Origin of the sequence: Mesorhizobium sp. LjRoot246, from assembly GCF_964254115.1 — a bacterium.
Classification (GTDB): Bacteria; Pseudomonadota; Alphaproteobacteria; order Rhizobiales; family Rhizobiaceae; genus Mesorhizobium.
Genome location: NZ_CAXUSN020000001.1, coordinates 2,550,589 through 2,570,263 on the forward strand (window position 1 = coordinate 2,550,589; position 19,675 = coordinate 2,570,263).

Below are 19,675 nucleotides of genomic sequence, written 5' to 3' on the forward strand. Positions count from 1 at the left end.
TCGAGACACCTCCTGTTCGTTGGCTGTCGGCAACGGTGTCTGCCGGGGCCGCCGTCAGCGGCCGTGCGGCTCCGGTTGCTGGGCGCCCGGCATGCTCATTCGCCAGTGGGGATCACCCACCAGATGGTGTTTCCAACGTCGGCGACGAGCAGGGGCGCCGGATTGTCGGCGGCCAGTCCAACAGGCCGGCCGCTGGCTAGGGGTATCTGTTTCCTCTTCGCCCGACCGCCAAATCGGCTTCATCTTACTCGCCGCCGCAAGGACGCCAGCCCTGCTAGGCCGCAGACTGCGTTGGCGGGTTCTGATGATACATCATCCACAGCTCGACCGCAGCCAGGACCGCGACTAGGACGCCGATGACAACATGCACACTCATGGCCGTGGTTGCCTGGAATCCAAGCACCCAGGGAGACACGAGCACCCAAAGACCCAATACGAGGTTCAACCATTCCTCCCAAACGGCAAAGGCCGCGAGGGCGGCAACCGAAAGTACGAAAATCACGATTCCGCTGCCCATGGCATTCTGGGACTGTGTCCCCGCCGCGAAGGCGAATATCCAGGGAGAGAAGAAGAGTATCGCTCCAAGGATCAGATTTGCCACGTCACAGAGTTTGGCGTTTGACCACTGGTTCATGATTTTTCTCCATCAAGCGTGCTTTCCACGCTTCCGAAGCTCAGCCGGCTGGCCTTGAAACCGCCGGTCACATGGCGGCAAGGCTACAACCAGACTTGCTGGCTTTCTAACTGGATAGCAGGCCATTGGTTCCAATCAACAAATCTGGAACACAATCGGCCTGAACGTGGGGCCGGGGAATTCTTTCCTCGGCCGGGAGCATTCAGCCACTCCGTCCGCGAGATACAAACGCGGCGGGAAGGTGCGAGGTGCAGGCCATCACCCATGTGATCGCCTCTCGATCATAGTCGTCACCGGAGCGCCAGTCCTCGAAGAAGGCGTTCAACGTGTCGACACGCTCAGGCCAGACGTCGCTGGCCTGCAGCCCCAGCGACACGCCGAAATTGGTGAAAGCGAATTTCGTGTCGCGCAGCCACGGCGCGCGGCTGAAGTAACCTGGCGGGTCGACCCACATCGTTTCCAGGGTTCCAAGCGATCGCCTCGTCTGGAGCTCGGCCCATGGTTCCGTAGGGAAGAAGTGAGCGAGCCACAGCATCATGCCGAGGCCGAGATCCTGTTCGATGTCGAGCGCTTGCCAATCGCGCTCGATCAGGTCGCGCATCTGCGCGATCTCGGGCGCCAGCTCGTCTTCATCGAGCATCCGGTAGGAGACATAGCCATCATAGGCGTCCATGCTGCCGAGGCCGTAGCCGGGATAGGGCTTGCTCAAGTCCTCCTGCATCTTCCAGATCACACCGCGGCCGGGAACCACGAAGGCCGGATGGATGTCGCGCGCAAGCGCGATACCGCGCGCGCGGTATTGCGGCTTCAGGTCGCCGAGACGCGCCAAGGCAAACAGCCACATCGCCAAGTAGTGGAAATACTGTCCGTCACGATCCGCCGCTTCCCCGATCCTCAGTCCGCGCCGACGGCCGAGCACGCGCTCGACGTCGGCCACAAGCCGCTCAGCCTCATCCAACCAGCGCGCTTCGCCAGTTTCCGCGCAGAGTGAGACGTACAGCACGACCCCAAAGGCATCGGTCCAGAGATAACGCAAGCCGTTGGGCCAGATGCCTTCGGCGCGCATCCAATCGAGTTTTCGCAGGACATAGTCGACGTCGCGCAGCATTGGCTAAGCGTGGTGTGCTCGCGTTCTGGCAGCCTTCTGCGCCGCTTCCTTCCTGCCGCGGGTGCCCTTGGTCCGCACTGCCTTGCGCGCGGCGGCGGAACGACCGGATGCGCCTTTCGTTTCGGCGGCCTTCTCGGCGGCGGCCGAGCGTTCCTCGGCTGTCCGGCGCGAAGCCGCGCGCTTGGCCTGCTGCGAGAGCACCTCGTGGGATGCCGTGTCCTTCGGCTCGTGCTCAAGCACCTCGGAGACGGCTTTCGAGACCCGCGGGCGGCGTTTCGGCTTGCGTTCGCCTTGGCCGGCCTCATAGGCGTATTCGGCGCTCTTGCGCGTGCTCTCCTTCACCTTGCCCTTCTTGGGCGGAGGCAGGTCCACACCTGCCCGTCTGGCTTCGGAAAGCCCAATGGCTATGGCCTGCTGGGGCGACCGCGCGCCGTGCTTCCCTTGGCGAACCTTCTCGATTTCCTCGCGCACGAACTCGCCTGCTTGCGTGCTGGGCGACTTGCCCTCGCGCTTGTCCTCTCGGGCCTTCTCGATGGTTTTCTTGTCAGGCATCGTCATCTCTCCCAATTGTGAGTTGCCGTTCGCGCTATGGGTGCGCGTTGTCTCTGGGACCAACGCGCCGAGGTCGCAATTGATCCAATCCGGCCTTATGCACACGGCCGTTTTGGGGTTGCCACATCGAAGGAAGAGGTGAGGCGCCGGACTACCGACCCGCTGGCAAACCTTGGAGCGAGGGACTGCCGATCAATGCGCATGGTTCGCACGTCGAGCGTAAGTGGCACGGTCCTGGTCAACGCCGCGGGGGCGAAGCGGACATCACGGCTCCGTGCAAATCGGCACCGGCTGCGGCGGCGGTGCCGGATGATCCTTCCTGTATTGAGCGATAATCGGCTCGAGGGTCTTTCGCGGCCAGAATTTCGGCGTGCCGATTTCCTTCAGGCAGGATGCGTTCCAATAGGCGTCCGACCGCGAACGGTTGGCGGCTACCGCGGCGATGTCGCGCGATTCCGGATAGATGTAGAGCGTCGTCGGGTTGTCCTTGACCATCGGGATGATCTGCTTGGCATCCGCCGGCGACCAGCTGGTGCAGCCATTGCTGCGGCCGCCGGCGTAGTCGACCAGCTTGCCGAACGGCACGAAGCCGTCATGGTCGGCATGCGAGCTGTCCGGGCTTTTGCGCAGGCACGTGCCGTGCAGCACCTGGGCCGCGTGGCCGCCGATCACCCGCTGCCTGGCGTTGGAGGCTTCGCCTTCGCCGTCGAACTGGATGAAGGTGCGCTGGAAAACCGCGTTCTGTTTCGCGCCGGTGCGGTAGTAGCCCTTGAACGAGGTTTTCGCCTCGCTGGTCATATAGGCGCCGCCGGCCGTCAACGATGAATCCATCGCATTGCCGAAGTTCTTCGCGCACCGTTTGCCGTTTGAAAAATCGACGACGCCTTTCAAATTCCGGCCACTGCCATGACCAGACGAAATCGCGCGAAACGACTGGCTGGCCTCGCAGATGACGTAGTAGCGGCGCCCCAGAACGCCATTGCCCAGATCGCTGGGGCGGGTGGCATCCATGGCGAAGTAGCAGGGGTTCTTGACGGTGCCTTGCGCGACCTTCTTCAGGTAGAGTGCGCGGGCTCGCTCCAGGACTATTTGTGAAATCTGACCGTCGCTGTCGCCGACATGGGCCTGCAGCCAGGCTGGAACGCCTGATGGCGAGGCAAAGGATCGGGCCGATACCGCCACGGCGATGACGACGAGAAGGCTGGCGACGACACCCAGGGAAACAGATCTCAACCGCACCGGATCAATTCTCCTGTCGAATCGCTTTGTGATGTTGCCACCGGAATGGATCATAGAGGGCCTCGCATTATCAGGCGAAACACATCTTGTTTAGCGCATCCTTTGTTTAGCGAACCCTCACGAAGAGCCGTGAAAGCAGGTCGACGCATGCAAACGGCCCTACGCCGACATACTGGTTCCAAGCTTGCGCGCTTCGCATCCTTGAAGCAGGGCCACGAACTCGGGTAGCAGGTTCCTTCGGAGCCTTCGCCGGCGCATCAAACGAAAAACCCGCCTGTGCGGCGGGTCACTGGCGCGAATCAGCACCATGGATAAATATGTACCTTAGCTGACGGCACCGAGTCAAGAAAAAATTCCTATCGCGAAGAGCTGCCGGCACAAAAGCTGCCGACACCGAACTGGCTGTCGTCAGGTCTTTTGTTAACCTGAGTTCGGAGCCCTGATCCCTAGAGGTCCGCGATTTTCGATCCACGCGGATTGAGCTATCATCTGATTCTGGCGCGGCCCACGCCACCTCCCTCCGCCGGGAAAGCATCATTCATGCGGGGCGCTATCCAATCACTGAACCGACTGTCGAGCGCCAGGCATAAGGAGGGGTTGCGAAAACGGCTCGCACCAGGAGGTTTTGCAATGAAGCTGTCCGCGCCCATCTATCAGATGAAGCGTCAAGCCAGGCTGTTGTCCCGCCAAGCCAAAATTCCGCTCCACGAAGCGCTCGATCGTGTTGCAGCAGAGGAAGGGTTCACCGGTTGGAGCCTGCTTGCCGCCAAGGCATCCGAGCCGGCGCCTGCCGGCATACTGTTTGCGCAACTGGCGCCCGGCGACCTGGTCCTGGTCGGTGCGCGGCCCGGCCACGGCAAGACGCTGATGAGCCTTGAACTCGCGGTCGAAGCGATGAAGTCCGGCCATCGCGGTGTGTTCTTCACGCTGGAGTATACGCAGCGGGATGTGCTCGACCGGTTTCGCGCCATCGGGACGGAGCCGGCGCGGTTCAACGACCGGTTCGTGTTCGACAATTCCGATGCCATCAGCGCCGACTATATCGTCAAGGCATTGGGCTCGGCGCCGCGCGGCACGCTGGTGGTGATCGATTATCTGCAACTGCTCGACCAGAAGCGGGAAAACCCGGACCTGATGGCGCAGGTTCGCACGCTGAAGGCCTTTGCCCGCGACAGGGGATTGATCCTCGTCTTCATCTCGCAGATCGATCGGTCGTACGATCCGGCGAAGAAGCCGGTTCCCGATATCGGCGATGTGCGGTTGCCGAACCCTCTGGATCTGTCGCTGTTCAACAAGACCTGCTTCCTGAACGAGGGCGAAATCCGGTTCCACGCGGCAGGCTGACGATCCGGTCAGCCAGCCTTCATTGGGCGGCTGCCGGTAGATTCAGAGGCTGCCCAACCGATGCCGGATTGTGCTGCGCGCGCAACGCGTCGGCCGCCTGGCGAACCACTTCGGATATCCGCAGCAGCTGTTTGGCGATCGGGCTTGTCTTGCGCCAGATCATGCCGATCGTTCGCGACGGCTGGGGACTGGCGAAGTGGGCGATGGAGACCGAGGCCGAGCGTGTCTCCACCGGCACGGCCATTTCTGGGATCAAGGTGACGCCGACGCCGGCGCCGACCATCTGCACCAGCGTCGACAGCGAGCTGCCGTCAAGCAACTCCCTTGGCCGTGCCGAATGCATGTTGCAGAACGATAGCGCCTGGTCGCGGAAACAATGGCCTTCCTCCAGCAGAAGCAGCCGCATCTCGCGCAGCATTTCGCGGTTGGGGACCGGCTTTCCCTCGTCCTCGCCGGGCCGGACCAGCACGAAGTTCTCGGCAAACAGCACGATTTCCGTCAGCGAGGGTTCCGACACCGGCAAGGCGACGATGGCGGCGTCGAGCCGGCCGTCGGCCAATTCCTGGATCAGCTTTTGCGTCTGCGTCTCGCGCACATGGATATCGAGGCCGTCATGCATGCGGGCGAGGTTGCCGATGATGGCAGGCAGGAGGTAGGGTGCGATCGTCGGGATCACGCCGATGCGCAGCCGTCCCACCAACCGGTCACGCGAGGCGCGCGCCAGGTCCGTCAGCTCATCCACCGAGCGCAGGATGTCGCGGACGCGCAGGGCGAATTCCTCGCCGAAATTGGTCAGCCGGACCTGGCGTGGGCCTCTTTGGAAAAGCTCGGTGCCCAGCGTTTGCTCCAATTCCTTGATCTGCACCGAGATGGCGGGCTGCGAGATAGCGCAGGCATCGGCGGCGCGGCCGAAATGATTGTGTCGGGCCAGCGCCTCGAAATAGCGCAACTGCTTCAGCGTCAGGTTTGTCATAATGTCATCTTATCGCTGTAATCAGGAAATCCAACTTAAATTAATCAAGCGGCTTTGCTATAGGAGTTACAAGGAAGATGAGGAGCAGCCGGGACCGCCTGGTCGAGGCGCATGCCCGCAGCGATAGGACATCCAACATATTCGGTCGCGTATCGGGCATATGGTCATCGCGCCAGCCATGAAACGGACCGCCTCCAGGGACATCCGGTGTCCCTGTTCACGCAGCAGTTGAAACAGCTCAACACAGCCACGATCGGAGAAAGACATGGACGCACAAACTGATGATCCCAGCGCCGGCAAATGCCCCGTTGCGCACGGATCCTCCAGCAGGAGCAACCGTGACTGGTGGCCGAACCAACTTGATCTTGGCGTTCTGCATCAGCAATCGAACCTTTCGGACCCGATGGGCGAAGAGTTCGACTATGCCGAGGAATTCAAGTCGCTCGATCTCGATGCGCTGATCAAGGACCTGCACCATGTGATGACGGATTCGCAGGATTGGTGGCCGGCCGATTTCGGTCACTACGGGCCGCTGTTCATCCGCATGGCCTGGCACAGCGCGGGCACGTATCGCATCGGCGACGGCCGCGGCGGCGCCGGGGCCGGCCAGCAGCGTTTCGCACCACTCAACAGCTGGCCGGACAACGCCAATCTCGACAAGGCGCGCCGGCTGCTGTGGCCAGTCAAGCAGAAATATGGCCGCAAGATCTCCTGGGCCGACCTGCTGATCCTCACCGGCAACGTCGCGCTGGAATCGATGGGCTTCAAGACCTTCGGTTTCGCCGGCGGCCGCGCCGACGTCTGGGAGCCCGAGCAGGACGTGGATTGGGGTTCGGAAACCAAGTGGCTCGACGACAAGCGCTACTCCGGCGACCGCGAACTCCACGGCAATCTCGGCGCCGTGCAGATGGGCCTGATCTACGTCAATCCGGAAGGGCCGAACGGCACGCCGGATCCGCTGGCCTCGGCGCGCGACATCCGTGAGACGTTCGGGCGCATGGCGATGAACGACGAGGAGACCGTGGCGCTGATCGCCGGCGGTCACACCTTCGGCAAGACGCACGGCGCCGGCGATGCCTCGCTGGTGGGTGCGGAGCCGGAAGGCGCCGGCATCGAGGCGCAGGGCCTCGGCTGGTCGAGCAAGCATGCCACCGGCATTGCCGGTGATGCCATCACCTCGGGCCTCGAGGTGACCTGGACCACGACGCCGACCAAGTGGAGCAACAACTTCTTCGACAATCTGTTCAACTACGAATGGGAGCTGACCAAGAGCCCGGCAGGCGCCCATCAGTGGACGCCGAAGGGCGGCGCCGGCGCCGGCACCGTGCCGGATGCCCACGATCCATCCAAGCGTCGCGCGCCTTCCATGCTGACCACCGACCTCGCGCTGAAGGTTGATCCGGCCTACGAGAAGATCTCGCGGCGCTTCCACGAGCATCCGGACCAGTTCGCCGACGCGTTTGCCCGCGCATGGTTCAAGCTGACCCATCGCGACATGGGTCCGGTCGTTCGCTATCTCGGCCCGCTCGTGCCGAAGGAAGAGCTGATCTGGCAGGATCCAATCCCGGCGGTCGACCATGAACTGGTCAGCGAGCAGGACATTGCGTCGTTGAAGGCGAAGATCCTGGCATCGGGCCTGTCGGTCTCCGAATTGGTCTCGACGGCGTGGGCCTCGGCCTCGACGTTCCGCAATTCCGACAAGCGCGGTGGTGCCAACGGCGCACGCATCCGGCTGGCGCCGCAGAAGGATTGGGACATCAACCAGCCGGCGGAACTGTCGAAGGTGCTGGCCAAGCTGGAAGCCATCCAGAAGGAGTTCAACGCGGCGCAGACCGGCGGGAAAAAGATCTCGCTGGCCGACATCATCGTTCTTGGCGGCGTCGCCGCGGTCGAGAAGGCGGCGAAGGACGGCGGCCACGAGACCAAGGTGCCGTTCACGCCGGGCCGCATGGACGCTTCGCAGGAACAGACGGATATCCATTCCTTTGCCGCGCTCGAGCCGAAGGTCGACGGCTTCCGCAACTATGTCAGGGGCAAGCAGCCGATGTCGGTCGAAGCCATGCTGGTCGACCGGGCGCAATTGCTCTCGCTGACCGCACCCGAAATGACGGTGCTGGTCGGCGGTCTGCGCGTGCTCGGCGCCAACACGGCCAGGGCGAAGCACGGCGTGTTCACCGACCGGCCGGGGACGTTGACCAACGACTTCTTCGTCAATCTGCTCAGCATGAACACGGTCTGGGATCCGGCCGCCGGCTCCGACGAAGTCTACGAGGCGCGCGACCGCAAGACCAAGGCGGTCAAGTGGACCGGCACCCGTGCCGACCTGATCTTTGGCTCGCACGCTCAACTGCGCGCGCTTGCCGAGGTCTACGGGTCGGCGGACGCCAAGGCGAAATTCACCAGGGATTTCGTCGCGGCATGGACCAAGGTGATGAACGCCGACCGCTTCGACATCGCCTGAGACCGCCGGTCCTCTCGAGGACACAACGCAAGGGCCGTGTTTCCAGTGATGGGAGCACGGCCCTTGTCGTAAGAGGCTGCGCTTGGTGGACCGTGCCTTCCGGGTGAGGATGCTATCTTATCGGCATCGCGTCCGCACCGGTGCACCATGATCGAAATCGTCAAACCCGCGCTCGAACATCTGCCGTCCTACAAGGCAGCACTCGAACGCGGCTGGTCGCCGGACAATGTGCGATTTCTGGAAGCGACCCGCGAGCAGCTTGCAGCGATCGAAAGGGATCCAGTGGTTTTTCTCGCCGATCTCGATGATCCACAGGCCAAGGGCGGTGCGATCACCTTGCCCGACGGCAAGCAAGTGCCACGCCTGCCAGGCTTCCGCCGCTGGATCTGGGATGGCGAGGCATCGGGTTCGATCGGCTTTCGCTGGCAGAAGGGGACGGCGGAACTGCCGCCGCATGTGCTCGGCCATATCGGCTATGCGGTGGTACCGTGGAAGCGGCGGCGCGGCTACGCGACCGAGGCGTTACGGCTGATGCTGGAGGAGGCGAGGGCGGTCGGCCTGGCTCACGTCGAGATCACCGCCAAGCCGGGCAATCCGGCGTCGCACAAGGTGATCCTGGCCAATGGCGGCAAGCTCGTCGAACGCTTCTTCGAGGATGCCGCCTATGGCGGGGTGGAGAGTTTGCGGTTCCGGATCGAATTGTAGGGACGTGGGTCGAGGAACGGCGCGTGGCTTGAACCAGCACTATGACCTGCATCCGAGATCATCTGGTTGAGCAACAGCCGGAATGAGGCCTTGCAGGACTTGGGTTCCTCGCCCCCGTGAAGCGGGGGAGAGGTGGCTCGGCGCAGCCGAGACGGAGAGGGGGAATGGCGCAACCTTATCCGCTGGCGGGCTCGGAGAAATCCGCATCCGCCGGCGCAGACCCCCTCTCCGACCGCTTCGCGGCCACCTCTCCCCCACTTTCGTGGGGGCGAGGAAGCAAGCCTTGCAGCGGCGGTGCATGGTCCGTTTTCTGTCCTCGCTACCGGTCCCAGACCTCACCCATGCTCGTCAGCGCACAGCGCGTGGTCGGACAGCGCGCGGATGACGTAGCAATCGCCGACCGTCTTGCCATTGCAGCAGGTGGCGATGCGTTCGAGCTCGGCCTCCAGCCGCTTCAGCTGGGCGATCTTCTCCCGCACCGAGATCAGCTGTTCCTCGGCTATCTTGTCGGCGTGGCCGCAGGGCTGCTCGGGATGGCCGCTCAATTCGATCAGCGAGCGGATGTCGCCGACAGCGAAGCCGAGGTCGCGGGCGTGGCGGATGAAGGCCAGCCGCTCCAGTTCCTGCCTGCCATAGCGGCGCTGGTTGCCTTCGGAACGCTCGGGCGCCGCGACCAGCCCCATCTGCTCGTAATAGCGGATGGTCGGCACCTTGACCCCGGTGCGGCGCGAGAGATCACCGATCGAAAACATGAAATTTTCCTCTTGAATCTCTAGTGACTAGAGCAATTACAGTGCTGAACATCAGGATTCAAGACCCATGCGGCGACGCCGCGCGGGCAAGACAGACAGGTAATGTGATGACGGCACTTCTCACGCAGACACGGTTCAAGATCGGCGGCATGGACTGCGCCTCCTGCGCGGCCAAGATCGATACAGCGGTGCGTCGCCTCGACGGCGTCGCCGACGTCTCGGTTTCGGTGACCGGCGCCAGCATGACCGTCAGCCACGGCGGTTCGCTCAACGACAACAAGGTGCTGCGGCAGGTGGCGCAACTGGGCTACGGCATCGCCAAGGCGGAAGGCGGGACCGACGGGCGTGCTTCAGTAGCCAAGGCACACCATGCTGATCATGATCACAGCGATGCTGAGCAAGCGTGGTGGCGTTCCCGCCGGACAGTGCTGACGTTTGCCTGTGTGGCAGCAATTCTTGCTGCCTATGGCGTTGGCCATCTGTTTCCGGTGGCCGAGCGTTGGGTGTTCCTGGCCGCGCTGCTGGTCGGCCTGCTGCCGATCGGCCGGCGTGCGCTGATGGCGGCGCTGGCCGGCACGCCGTTTTCGATCGAGATGCTGATGACCATCGCGGCGACAGGCGCCGTGATGATCGGCGCCACGGAAGAAGCAGCCGCCGTCGTGGTGCTGTTCCTGATCGGCGAACTTCTGGAAGGTGTCGCCGCCGGCCGGGCGCGGGCGAGCATCCAGGGACTTGCCGACCTGGTGCCGAAGACGGCACTGGTCGAGCGTGCGGGCGACACATCGGAGATTCCCGCCGGAGATCTCGCGGTCGGCCATGTCATCGTGGTGCGGCCGGGCAACCGCATCCCGGCGGATGGCGAGATCGTCGAGGGGTCGAGCGATATCGACGAGGCGCCGGTGACGGGCGAGAGCACGCCCAAACGCAAAAGCGTTGGAGAGCCCGTCTTTGCCGGCACGATCAGCAGCGATGGCGTGCTGAAAGTGCGGGTGACTGCGACCGCGTCGGACAACACCATCGCCCGCATCGTGCGGCTGGTCGAGGAGGCGCAGGAGGCCAAGGCGCCGACCGAACGTTTTATCGACCGCTTCTCGCGCACCTACACTCCGGGCGTGCTGGCGGTCGGCGCGCTGGTGGCGCTGCTGCCGCCGCTGCTCATTGGCGGCGACTGGAACGCGTGGATCTACAAGGGCCTGGCGATCCTGCTGATCGGCTGCCCCTGCGCGCTGGTCATCTCGACGCCGGCGGCGATCGCCGCGGGGCTGGCGACCGGCGCGCGGCGTGGCCTGTTGATGAAAGGTGGCGCGGTGCTGGAAGGCTTTCGCCAGATCACGGCGGTGGCCTTCGACAAGACCGGCACGCTGACAGTGGGCAAGCCCGTGGTTACCGACATCGTTGCCTATGGCCGCGATGAACGCACCGCGCTGGCGCTGGCGGCAGCGCTTGAGCAGGGCTCAAGCCATCCGTTGGCGCAGGCGATCCGGGACAGAGCCAAGTCCGACAAGGCGCCGGTGCCGCCGGCCCTGGCGGCGAAGGCGATTTCGGGCAAGGGTGTCGAGGGCAGCGTCGGCGGCATTGCCGTCTTCCTCGGCTCTGGCCAGGCGGCGGGCGAACGCGCTGGCGTGACCGAGGCGCAGCGCCTTGCTGTCGCCAGCCTCAACGGGCAGGGCAAGACCGTCTCTGTGCTGGTGGCCGACGGCGTGGTGGCCGGACTGATCGCCATGCGCGACGAGCCGAGGCCGGATGCGGCGGCCGGCATTGCGGCGCTGAAGGCCGAAGGCATCCGCGCGGTGATGCTGACCGGCGATAACCGCCGCACGGCCGAAGCCATCGCCGCTTCGCTCGGTATCGAGGCGCGAGCGGAGCTGTTGCCCCAGGACAAGCAGCGCATCGTCGGTGAATTGCAGCGCGAGGGGCTGAAAGTGGCCAAGGTCGGCGATGGCATAAACGATGCGCCGGCGCTTGCCGCCGCCGACATCGGCATCGCCATGGGCGGCGGCACCGATGTGGCGCTGGAGACGGCCGACGCGGCGATCCTGCACGGCCGCGTCATGGACGTGGCGCGGATGGTAAAACTGTCGCGGGCGGTGATGGCCAATATCGGCCAGAACATCACCGTGGCGCTCGGGCTGAAGGCGGTGTTCCTGGTCACCACCATTTTAGGCTTCACCGGCCTGTGGCCGGCGATCCTAGCCGACACCGGCGCCACGGTTCTGGTCACCGTCAACGCCATGCGCCTGCTGCGCTGGCGCGGGTGAAGTGTTTTTGGTTGATCACGATCTTTTCGGAAAACCGGCGCCCACTTTTCCGGATCGTGATCTACTCCGCTGGTGCCGTCAGCGGCGGCGTGGCGTTGCTGCGCCCTTCCCAGACATAGGAAGCGAGCGCCACCGCGACGGCGACCAGCATGGCGATGGCGCCGAGCAGCGGCAGGCTGCGATAGCCATGGCCGCTGTTCAGCATCGCGGCGCCCAGCGACGCGGCAAGCGCGATGCCGACATTGAAGCCGGACGGAATGAGCGACGAGGCGAGGTTCGAGGCGTCTGCCGTCCAGGCCAGGATGCGGGTCTGGATCGGCGTGCCGATGGCGAAGTTGAGGCCGCCCCAGATGACGATCGCCACGATCATTGGCAGGGGATAGGGGCTGACGGCATAGATAACGGCCAGCGTCACAGCCTGCAGGGCCAGCATGGTGATCAATGACGGCATCAGCTTCCAGTCGGAGAGCTTGCCGCCGAGGAAGACGCCAAGCGTTGCACCGACGCCGTTGAGCAGCAGCACCCACGGCACCAGGTTTTCATCAAGGCCGGTGATTTCGAGCAAAGTCGGCGTGATGTAGGTGAACAGGCCGAACTGGCCGATCATCAGCATCAACATCAGGATCAGCGAGGTCCAGACCTGCTGCCGGGCCAGCACGCGGACCTCGCGGGCGAGACCGGCCGGCTTGGCCGACGACCCGGTGGTGTGCGGCAGCAGCGCTGCCATGGCAAGCGTTGCCGCCACGCCGAGCGCGCACATCACCCAGAAGGTGGCGCGCCAGCCCCAGATGTTGCCGATCGCGGTGCCGGCCGGCACGCCGATGACGTTGGAGACGGTGAGGCCGGACAGGATGACGGCAACCGCCATGCCGCGCTGGTCCTCGCGCACAAGACCGACGGCGACGACCATGGCGACGCCGAAATAGGCGCCGTGCGCGACCGCAACGGCAATGCGCAACAACAGCATCGAGGTGAAGTCGGGCGCCAGCGCGCAGGCCGCCTGGCCGATGGTGAAGGCGATAGCGAGGCCGAGCAGCAAGCTCTTGCGCGACAGCGACTTGGTGGCGAGCGCCAATAGTGGACCGCCGATGGCGATGCCGCAGGCATAACCGGAGACGAGATAGCCGGCCGACGGAACCGAGACGCCGAGCCCCTCCGCCACTTGCGGCAGCACGCCGGCAATGACGAATTCGGTGGTGCCAAAGGCAAAAGCGGCAATGAACAGGGCGATGAGCGGAAGCGACATGGCAAGGCCTTAGCTGGAATGGCCTCAAACCACGGATGGGCTTTGCGGGCAATCCAGAAATTTTTGTCGCGAGTTTAGCTTTTCTTCAATGGGGCGCGGCGATGAAGCGCCAATCTCCCTCCTTGTGCATGGCTGTCCGGGGAAAACGTCAGCTGAATCGAAATGCCGCATGCGCATGCCCCGTAAGACGGCGGTTTTCCGTCTACCTTCTGGTTGTCGAGACTCAGAAAGGGAACGGAGCATGCGCTTTACACCTAGCATTCTTGGCAAGCTGGTTGAACCGATCAATCGGCGCGGCTTTCAGACGGTTGTGGATAGCCATGACGGGGATGCCTACGACAAGTCGTTCAAGAGTTGGGACCACCTGATGGTGCTGGTTTATGCGCAGCTCAGTGGCGCCGACAGCCTGCGTAGCCTGGAAGCCGGCTGGAACGCCAACTGCCAGCACCATTATCATCTGGGCACCGACCGGTTGCGCCGCTCGACCTTGTCGGATGCCAACCGCCGCCGCCCCGTTGGTCTCTTTGCCGAGACTTTCGGTCTGCTTGCCGGCCAACTTGACCGGCAGACGCGCCGTGAGGGCACGGCCATGCTGCGGCTGATCGATTCCACGCCTATTCCGCTCGGCAAGACCTGCGCCTGGGCCAAGTCGAACGGCCGCATTCGTGGCATGAAGATGCATGTCGTCTACGATCCCGACAGCGATTGCCCGCGCGTCCTCGACATCACCGATGCCAACGTCAACGATGCCCAGATCGGCCGCACGATCACCATCGAGAAGGGCGCCACCTACGTGTTCGACAAGGGCTATTGCCATTACGGCTGGTGGACGGCGATCGCCACCGCCAAGGCCTTCTTCGTCACGCGGCCCAAATCCAATATGGGTCTCAAGGTCGAGCGCCAGCGTCGCATCGCCCAAACTCAGGGTGATGGCTTCACCATCCTGGAGGATGCCAACGTAAGTCTTGCCAGCAAAACCAACAGCAAACTGGCAATCCCGTTGCGCCGGCTCATCCTCAAGCGAAATGACGGCGACACCATCACGCTCTTGACCAACGACCTCAAGCGAACCGCCGTCGAGATCGCACAGCTCTACAAAGGCCGATGGCAGATCGAACTCTTGTTTCGCTGGATCAAGCAGCATCTCAAAATCCGCAAGTTCCTCGGCAACAACGACAATGCCATCCGCCTGCAACTCTTCGCCGCCATGGTCGCCTATGCGCTGCTGCGCATCGCCGCTCGCGCCTACCGTATCGCCATGCCAATCCTCAGGTTCACCGATCTGGTCAACCGATGCCTCTTCGAGCGCCGAAACATCGCCGCCATCGACAAACCGCCACCCGTCAACCCAAGTCAACGAAAACCCAATTACTCCCCAAACCAGATGTGCTTCACCTATGAATGACTTTCCCCGGACAGCCCTGCTCCTTGTGGGGGAGATGGACTGGGTAGATGAAGCGCGCGAACTTATCCAAGCGCGCTCCCTTCCTCTCCCTCCGGAGGGGGGAGAGGTGGCGCTGCGAAGCAGCGACGGAGTGGGGGAAGCCCATCCTCGAAGGTACAGCCGCCGACAAGCGAGCACGATCGGAGTCAATAACCTCGGGTAGGTGAACATAACCAGAGGCATCGCCCTGGCTTTAACTCACGAGCCCGAGCCGGTCGACCCCCACTCCGTCGAGCTTCGCTCGACACCTCTCCCCCGATCGACGGGGTAGAGGAAGGGCGCGACCTTATTTCGACTAGAGCGGAATGAATTGAGGCTGAATCGGCGGGGATTCCCTTAGGCTTGCAAATCTGATTCAACCTGCTGGCTGGATCAGGAGGCCAGCATGGATGGGCAAGCCTTATTCGATGGATCTTCGCGAACGGGTTGTTGCGTCAGTTGAGCGGGATGGCCTGTCGCGGCGGCAGGCGGCAGTGCGCTTTGAGGTTGGGATCAGCACCGTCATCAGATGGGTAAGCCGCTTGCGCGAGACGAGCAGTCTTGCGCCCGGCAAGATGGGTGGGCACAGGCCCAAGAACATTGTCGGAGAGCATCGGGAGTGGCTGTTGCTGCGCTGCCGGGCCGCTGATTTCACGTTGCGTGGCCTTGTGGCCGAACTTGGCGAGCGCGGCTTGAAGGTCGATTATCGCTCGGTGTGGGAGTTCGTCCACGCCGAGAAGCTCAGTCACAAAAAAAGACGCTGATCGCGGCCGAGCAGGATCGCCCCGATGTGGCGCGCCGGCGGGCGCAGTGGACCAAGTATCAGGACCGCATCGATCCTTCCCGCCTGGTGTTCATCGACGAGACCTGGACCAAGACCAACATGGCCCCGCTCAGGGGATGGGCGCCGCGCGGCGAGAGGATCAAAGCCAAGGTGCCGCACGGCCACTGGAAGACCATGACCTTCCTGGCGGCGCTGCGCCACGACCGTGTCGAAGCACCATGGCTGATCGACGGACCGATCAATGGCGAGCGCTTCCAGCTCTATGTCGATGAGGTTCTTGTCCCAACCCTCAAGCCCGGCGACATCGTCATCATGGACAATCTTGGCTCACATAAGGGCAAGGCCGTGCGCCGCGCCATCCGCTCGGCCGGCGCCAGGTTGTTCCTCCTGCCGAAATACTCGCCCGATCTGAACCCTATCGAGAAGCTCTTCGCCAAGCTCAAGCATTGGCTGCGCAAGGCCGCCAAGCGAACAGTTGAGACCGTCTGTGACGCCATCGGCCAAATCCTCGGCACCGTCACTCCAACCGAATGCAGAAATTACTTCACAGAGGCAGGCTATGCCCAACCTAAATTCATCCCGCTCTAGCTGTGGAACCTCAACAGGTTGTCCTCGGTTAGGCCGAGGCGGCTGATTGGTGTTTTGGACTTTAGGCTGCCGTGCGGTCGATGCCAATTGTATCGGTGCAGCCAGACGGGAAGTTCTCCGGCACGATGATCGGAGGTCGGGTAGGCAATGGCGTAGGCCCATTCCCTGAGCGCGGTCTGAATGAAGCGCTCTGCCTTGCCATTGGTCTTCGGCGTATAGGGCTTTGTGCGGATATGTTTGAGGCCAAGCTCGCGGCAGGTCCTGGCGAAGGCTTTCGATCTGTAGCAGGAGCCGTTGTCGGTCATGACGCGCGCGACTGAGATACCAAGGCTGGCATAATAGGCCACCGCTGCCTTGAGGAAGGCGATGGCGCTTTCCTTGCGCTCGTCGGGCAGTATTTGCGAGAAGGCGACGCGCGAAGCGTCGTCGATGCAGACATGAACGAACTCCCAGCCCACGCCGCGACTGTTGGACTGGCCGGTGCGATCGCCGGTGATGCGGTGGCCAACCCGTTCAAATCGCCCGAGCTTCTTGATGTCGATGTGGATCATGTCGCCGGGATGCTCGCGTTCGTAGCGTCGGACCGGTTCGGCCGGCTCGATGTCTCTGAGCCGCGACAGTCCAGCACGCTTGAGAACCCGGCTGACGGTGGCGGGCGACACGCCGACCTCCATGGCTATGTGCTTGCCGGTCAGCCGCCTTCGGCGCAAGGCCGCGATGCGATCGGCCACGGCCTGTTCGGTCATGCTCGCCATGACGGTGGGCCGCGACGAACGGTCGGCCATGCCTTTGCTGCCCTGGGCCTTGTAGCGCTCGACCCAGCGCGCCACGATCTTCGCCGACACACCATACGTCCGCGCCGCATTGGCTTTGGAAAAACCGCCTTCTATCACCGCCAGCGCCATCTCCTCTCGACGCAGCGGCGTGAGACGGGCATTCTTATGGATGTTCATTCGGACCCTCCGACGAGTGCTGAAGCCTGGTAACTCCAGTCTCCTCGGTCCGGTCCGAATGGACAACCTTCTGAAAGCTCACATCTAGCGTCCTTCCTCTCTCCGAAGGCTTCGTGAGGAGATTGCTATTCTTCAACTCGCCTTCAGCCGTGAGCCGGTGAGCAGGCCGCGCTCCTCGAGCACCGGATAGGCCATCGACGCGAGCAGCGAGTTGATCTGCTTCAGGTCGCGGATGGTGTCGAGGTGGATCGAGCTGGTCTCGACGCTCTTGGCGGTGCCATCGCGCAGCCGCACGAAATGGCTGGCGCTGGTTTCCTTTTCGCGGTCGCGCAACTGGTCCTTTTCCAGCACCAGCTGGCGGGCGGTCTCGGGATCGCGCGACACAAGAACGTTGAAGGCAAGCCGCGCATTGGCCAGCACCGAGCTGTGGAAGGCGCTCAGCTCGCTCCAGCCCTCGTCGGTGAATTCCAGCCCGCGCTCGAGCTTCTTCTTCACATGCACCAGCATGTTGCGCACGATGATGTCGCCGACCTGCTCAAGCTTGACGCAGGCGCCGATCAGCTCCTGGCAGCGCAGCGCCTCGTCCTCGGTCAGCGCGTTCCTGGTCAGTTTGGCAAGGTAGAGCTTGATCGCCGCGTGCCTGCGGTCGACGCGGTCGTCGAGTGCGGCCAGCGCCTTGATCTTGTCTGGGTCGGCGCTCTCATAGAGCTCGATGATACGCTTGAGCATGATCTCGATCGTCTCGCAGACCCGCACCACCTCACGGGTTGCGTTGGCCAGCGCCTGGCTCGGTACGTCGAGCGCGCTCTCGTTGAGCGCGGAAAGCTCGATGACGTCGAGCGTGCTGGCCGGCACCGGCTTGGTGCCAAGGGCGACGATCTTCTCCGAGGCGCGGTAGACGAAGCCTGCCAGTGGTAGGCCGGCGAGCAGGATCAGCACGTTGAACAGGATGTGAGCGTTGACGATCTGGCCCGCCGCCGTCGAGCCGAGAAAGGCGAAGTGAGGCCTGAAGATCATGACCAGTATGAGCATGACCAGCGAGCCAAGCCCGCGCATCAAGAGGTTTCCGATCGGCACGACGCGCACCTCGGGGCTCGACGAGCGGGTCAGCATCGGCGCAATGATCGAAGAGCCGAGATTGACGCCCAGGATGAGAACGACGCCGAGTTCAGGCGTGATCAGGCCACGACCGGCCAGCGTCGCCATCAACAGCACCGCCGCGATGCTTGACTGGAACAGCCAGGTGATCAGCGCCGCCAGCAGATAGGCGGTGATGGAGTCGGTCGAGAAGTAGTTGATGATGACCGGCATGAGCTGGCTGTTGCGCAGCGGCTCCGATGCCTGGCCGATCATCTCCAGCGACAGGATCAGAAGGCCGATGCCGACCAGGATGCGGCCGGTCTGGCGCCAGTCGCGCCGCTCGGTGGCCATGAACATCACCGTACCGGTGATCAGGCACAGCGGCACCAGCAAGGTTAGATCGAAGGTGAGCAGCTTGACCACCAGGGCCGAGCCGATCTCGGCGCCGCGCACCGCCAATTGGCCCGCGGCGCCCGAGACGATGCCGGAGCCGGCGAAGGAGCCTACCAATAGCGTGACGGCGGTCGAGCTTTGCAGGGCAATGGCGAGGCCGGTGCCGGCCAGCACCGCCATGATCGGATTGCGCATGGTGGCGCGCAGACGATGGCGCAGTACGTCGCCATAGGCGCGCTCGACACCGGTCTTGACCATGCGAGTGGCAAACAGCATCAGCGCCACGGCGCCGGCCAGGTGCAGAAGGACGACGGAACCGCTCATTTCGCCGCCTCTGTGCAAACAGGACGCGCGTCCTGTTTGGCGTGGCGAGCGGGATGAAAAGTGGGGTTACGAATCATGTTCATGGCATTCATGGCAGTGGTCGATAATAGCTCGAATATTTTAGCCGGGTAATAAAATCTTGTCGACTTCAAGGGGCCGCCGCGGCGCGACAGGCGGTGTCGGAAAATGGACGGACGCGTAAATGGTTGCATTGCCAGGCCGCTGTGAAGCGGTGGATCGGCCGGATTTGCCACGCCCGACCTCTGCCTTTACGACGATGTTCAACTCTCTTGGATAAGCAAGGGAATTCATTACATAATTGTAATGCGTGCGTTCAGTTTCGGTTCATCGATGGGCCACTATTCCTCGGGGCATCGACAACCAAGGAGACTTCCCATGAAACGCATTGTCCTTTCCGTCCTCGCTTTCTCGATGCTGGCCGCCACGTCGCTCACCGGCCACGCCGCACCGCTGAACGCGCCGAATGCGCCGCAGTCGAATTACAGCCAGGTCGACTGGCAGAAGCCCGGCAAGCATGTCGACGTCAGGAAGCGCGTCGTGAACAAAAAGATCGTCGTGAAGCGCAGCCACTGGCGCAGCGGCCAGAAATATTCCGGCTGGCGCCAGCATCGGCCGATCCGCGACTACGGCCGCTACGGCCTGCATCGTCCCGGCCGTGGCCAGGAATGGATCCGCGTCGGCAACGACTATGTGCTGGTCGGCGTCCTCTCCGGCGTCATCTTCGGCGCGCTTGCAGCGCACTGATCGCTACCTAGGCGGATATTGGAAGGAAGGCGGCCCGCAACGGCCGCCTTTCTTTTTTGGGCCTGTGGAAACCGGGTATGGTCCGCATTAGGG

At 63.2% G+C, this 19,675-nt stretch carries 16 protein-coding genes; 7 read left to right on the forward strand and 9 right to left on the reverse strand.

What is annotated here, in order from left to right:
* Positions 1-274: 274 nt before the first annotated feature.
* The 4 genes from ACSQ3L_RS12330 to ACSQ3L_RS12345 form a co-directional block, all read right to left on the reverse strand.
* Positions 275-634 (reverse strand): SPW repeat protein, encoded by a 360-nt coding sequence (locus tag ACSQ3L_RS12330; protein WP_436160192.1) that lies wholly within the window; start codon positions 632-634, stop codon positions 275-277.
* Between the two features lie 202 nt (positions 635-836).
* Positions 837-1,742 carry a hypothetical protein gene (locus ACSQ3L_RS12335; protein ID WP_436160193.1) on the reverse strand — a complete coding sequence of 302 codons (906 nt, stop codon included), beginning with the start codon at positions 1,740-1,742 and terminating at the stop codon, positions 837-839.
* Positions 1,743-1,745: 3 nt separating this feature from the next.
* The gene (locus tag ACSQ3L_RS12340; RefSeq protein ID WP_436160194.1) at positions 1,746-2,294 is read right to left on the reverse strand and encodes a DUF6496 domain-containing protein; all 549 of its coding nucleotides are present in this window, start codon (positions 2,292-2,294) and stop codon (positions 1,746-1,748) included.
* Between the two features lie 264 nt (positions 2,295-2,558).
* Entirely contained in the window at positions 2,559-3,533 is a 975-nt protein-coding gene (locus ACSQ3L_RS12345; protein WP_436160195.1) for a hypothetical protein, read from the reverse strand.
* Positions 3,534-4,163: 630 nt separating this feature from the next.
* Here ACSQ3L_RS12345 and ACSQ3L_RS12350 point away from each other — a divergent pair.
* On the forward strand, positions 4,164-4,877 hold the full coding sequence (locus tag ACSQ3L_RS12350) for a DNA helicase (RefSeq protein WP_436160196.1): 714 nt from the start codon (positions 4,164-4,166) through the stop codon (positions 4,875-4,877).
* Positions 4,878-4,896: 19 nt separating this feature from the next.
* Here ACSQ3L_RS12350 and ACSQ3L_RS12355 read toward each other — a convergent pair whose 3' ends face one another.
* Positions 4,897-5,850 (reverse strand): LysR substrate-binding domain-containing protein, encoded by a 954-nt coding sequence (locus ACSQ3L_RS12355; RefSeq protein ID WP_436160197.1) that lies wholly within the window; start codon positions 5,848-5,850, stop codon positions 4,897-4,899.
* A gap of 265 nt (positions 5,851-6,115) precedes the next feature.
* On the opposite strand from ACSQ3L_RS12355, the gene katG reads away from it, so the two are divergent.
* Positions 6,116-8,311 (forward strand): catalase/peroxidase HPI, encoded by a 2,196-nt coding sequence (katG, locus tag ACSQ3L_RS12360; RefSeq protein ID WP_436160198.1) that lies wholly within the window; start codon positions 6,116-6,118, stop codon positions 8,309-8,311.
* Between the two features lie 147 nt (positions 8,312-8,458).
* Positions 8,459-9,016, forward strand: a complete 558-nt coding sequence (locus tag ACSQ3L_RS12365; RefSeq protein WP_436160199.1) for a GNAT family N-acetyltransferase — start codon at positions 8,459-8,461, stop codon at positions 9,014-9,016.
* Positions 9,017-9,351: 335 nt separating this feature from the next.
* Here ACSQ3L_RS12365 and ACSQ3L_RS12370 read toward each other — a convergent pair whose 3' ends face one another.
* Entirely contained in the window at positions 9,352-9,768 is a 417-nt protein-coding gene (locus ACSQ3L_RS12370) for a MerR family transcriptional regulator (protein ID WP_436160200.1), read from the reverse strand.
* Positions 9,769-9,875: 107 nt separating this feature from the next.
* On the opposite strand from ACSQ3L_RS12370, the gene ACSQ3L_RS12375 reads away from it, so the two are divergent.
* Positions 9,876-12,026 (forward strand): heavy metal translocating P-type ATPase, encoded by a 2,151-nt coding sequence (locus ACSQ3L_RS12375; protein ID WP_436160201.1) that lies wholly within the window; start codon positions 9,876-9,878, stop codon positions 12,024-12,026.
* A gap of 61 nt (positions 12,027-12,087) precedes the next feature.
* On the opposite strand, the gene ACSQ3L_RS12380 is transcribed toward ACSQ3L_RS12375, so the two are convergent.
* Positions 12,088-13,272, reverse strand: coding sequence for an MFS transporter (locus ACSQ3L_RS12380; protein ID WP_436160202.1), 1,185 nt, complete (start codon positions 13,270-13,272; stop codon positions 12,088-12,090).
* A 241-nt stretch (positions 13,273-13,513) separates the two neighbouring features.
* Between ACSQ3L_RS12380 and ACSQ3L_RS12385 the strand changes: the two genes are divergently transcribed.
* Together ACSQ3L_RS12385 and ACSQ3L_RS12390 are read left to right on the forward strand one after the other, a co-directional pair.
* Entirely contained in the window at positions 13,514-14,677 is a 1,164-nt protein-coding gene (locus tag ACSQ3L_RS12385) for an IS4 family transposase (RefSeq protein ID WP_436158411.1), read from the forward strand.
* Positions 14,678-15,105: 428 nt separating this feature from the next.
* A protein-coding gene (locus ACSQ3L_RS12390; RefSeq protein ID WP_436160203.1) for an IS630 family transposase occupies positions 15,106-16,067 on the forward strand; the annotation gives its coding sequence in 2 pieces (ribosomal slippage) (positions 15,106-15,444 and positions 15,447-16,067; 960 coding nt in all).
* Here the strand turns inward: ACSQ3L_RS12390 and ACSQ3L_RS12395 are convergent.
* Both ACSQ3L_RS12395 and ACSQ3L_RS12400 read right to left on the reverse strand, forming a co-directional pair.
* Complete coding sequence (locus ACSQ3L_RS12395) at positions 16,064-17,020, reverse strand: IS481 family transposase (RefSeq protein WP_436160204.1); 957 nt, start codon at positions 17,018-17,020, stop codon at positions 16,064-16,066. The two genes, ACSQ3L_RS12390 and ACSQ3L_RS12395, sit on opposite strands and share 4 nt — an antisense overlap.
* A gap of 132 nt (positions 17,021-17,152) precedes the next feature.
* A complete protein-coding gene (locus tag ACSQ3L_RS12400; protein WP_436160205.1) occupies positions 17,153-18,817 on the reverse strand; it encodes a Na/Pi cotransporter family protein in 1,665 nt (554 codons plus the stop codon).
* Positions 18,818-19,213: 396 nt separating this feature from the next.
* Between ACSQ3L_RS12400 and ACSQ3L_RS12405 the strand changes: the two genes are divergently transcribed.
* On the forward strand, positions 19,214-19,582 hold the full coding sequence (locus ACSQ3L_RS12405; RefSeq protein WP_436160206.1) for an RcnB family protein: 369 nt from the start codon (positions 19,214-19,216) through the stop codon (positions 19,580-19,582).
* Positions 19,583-19,675 lie beyond the last annotated feature (93 nt).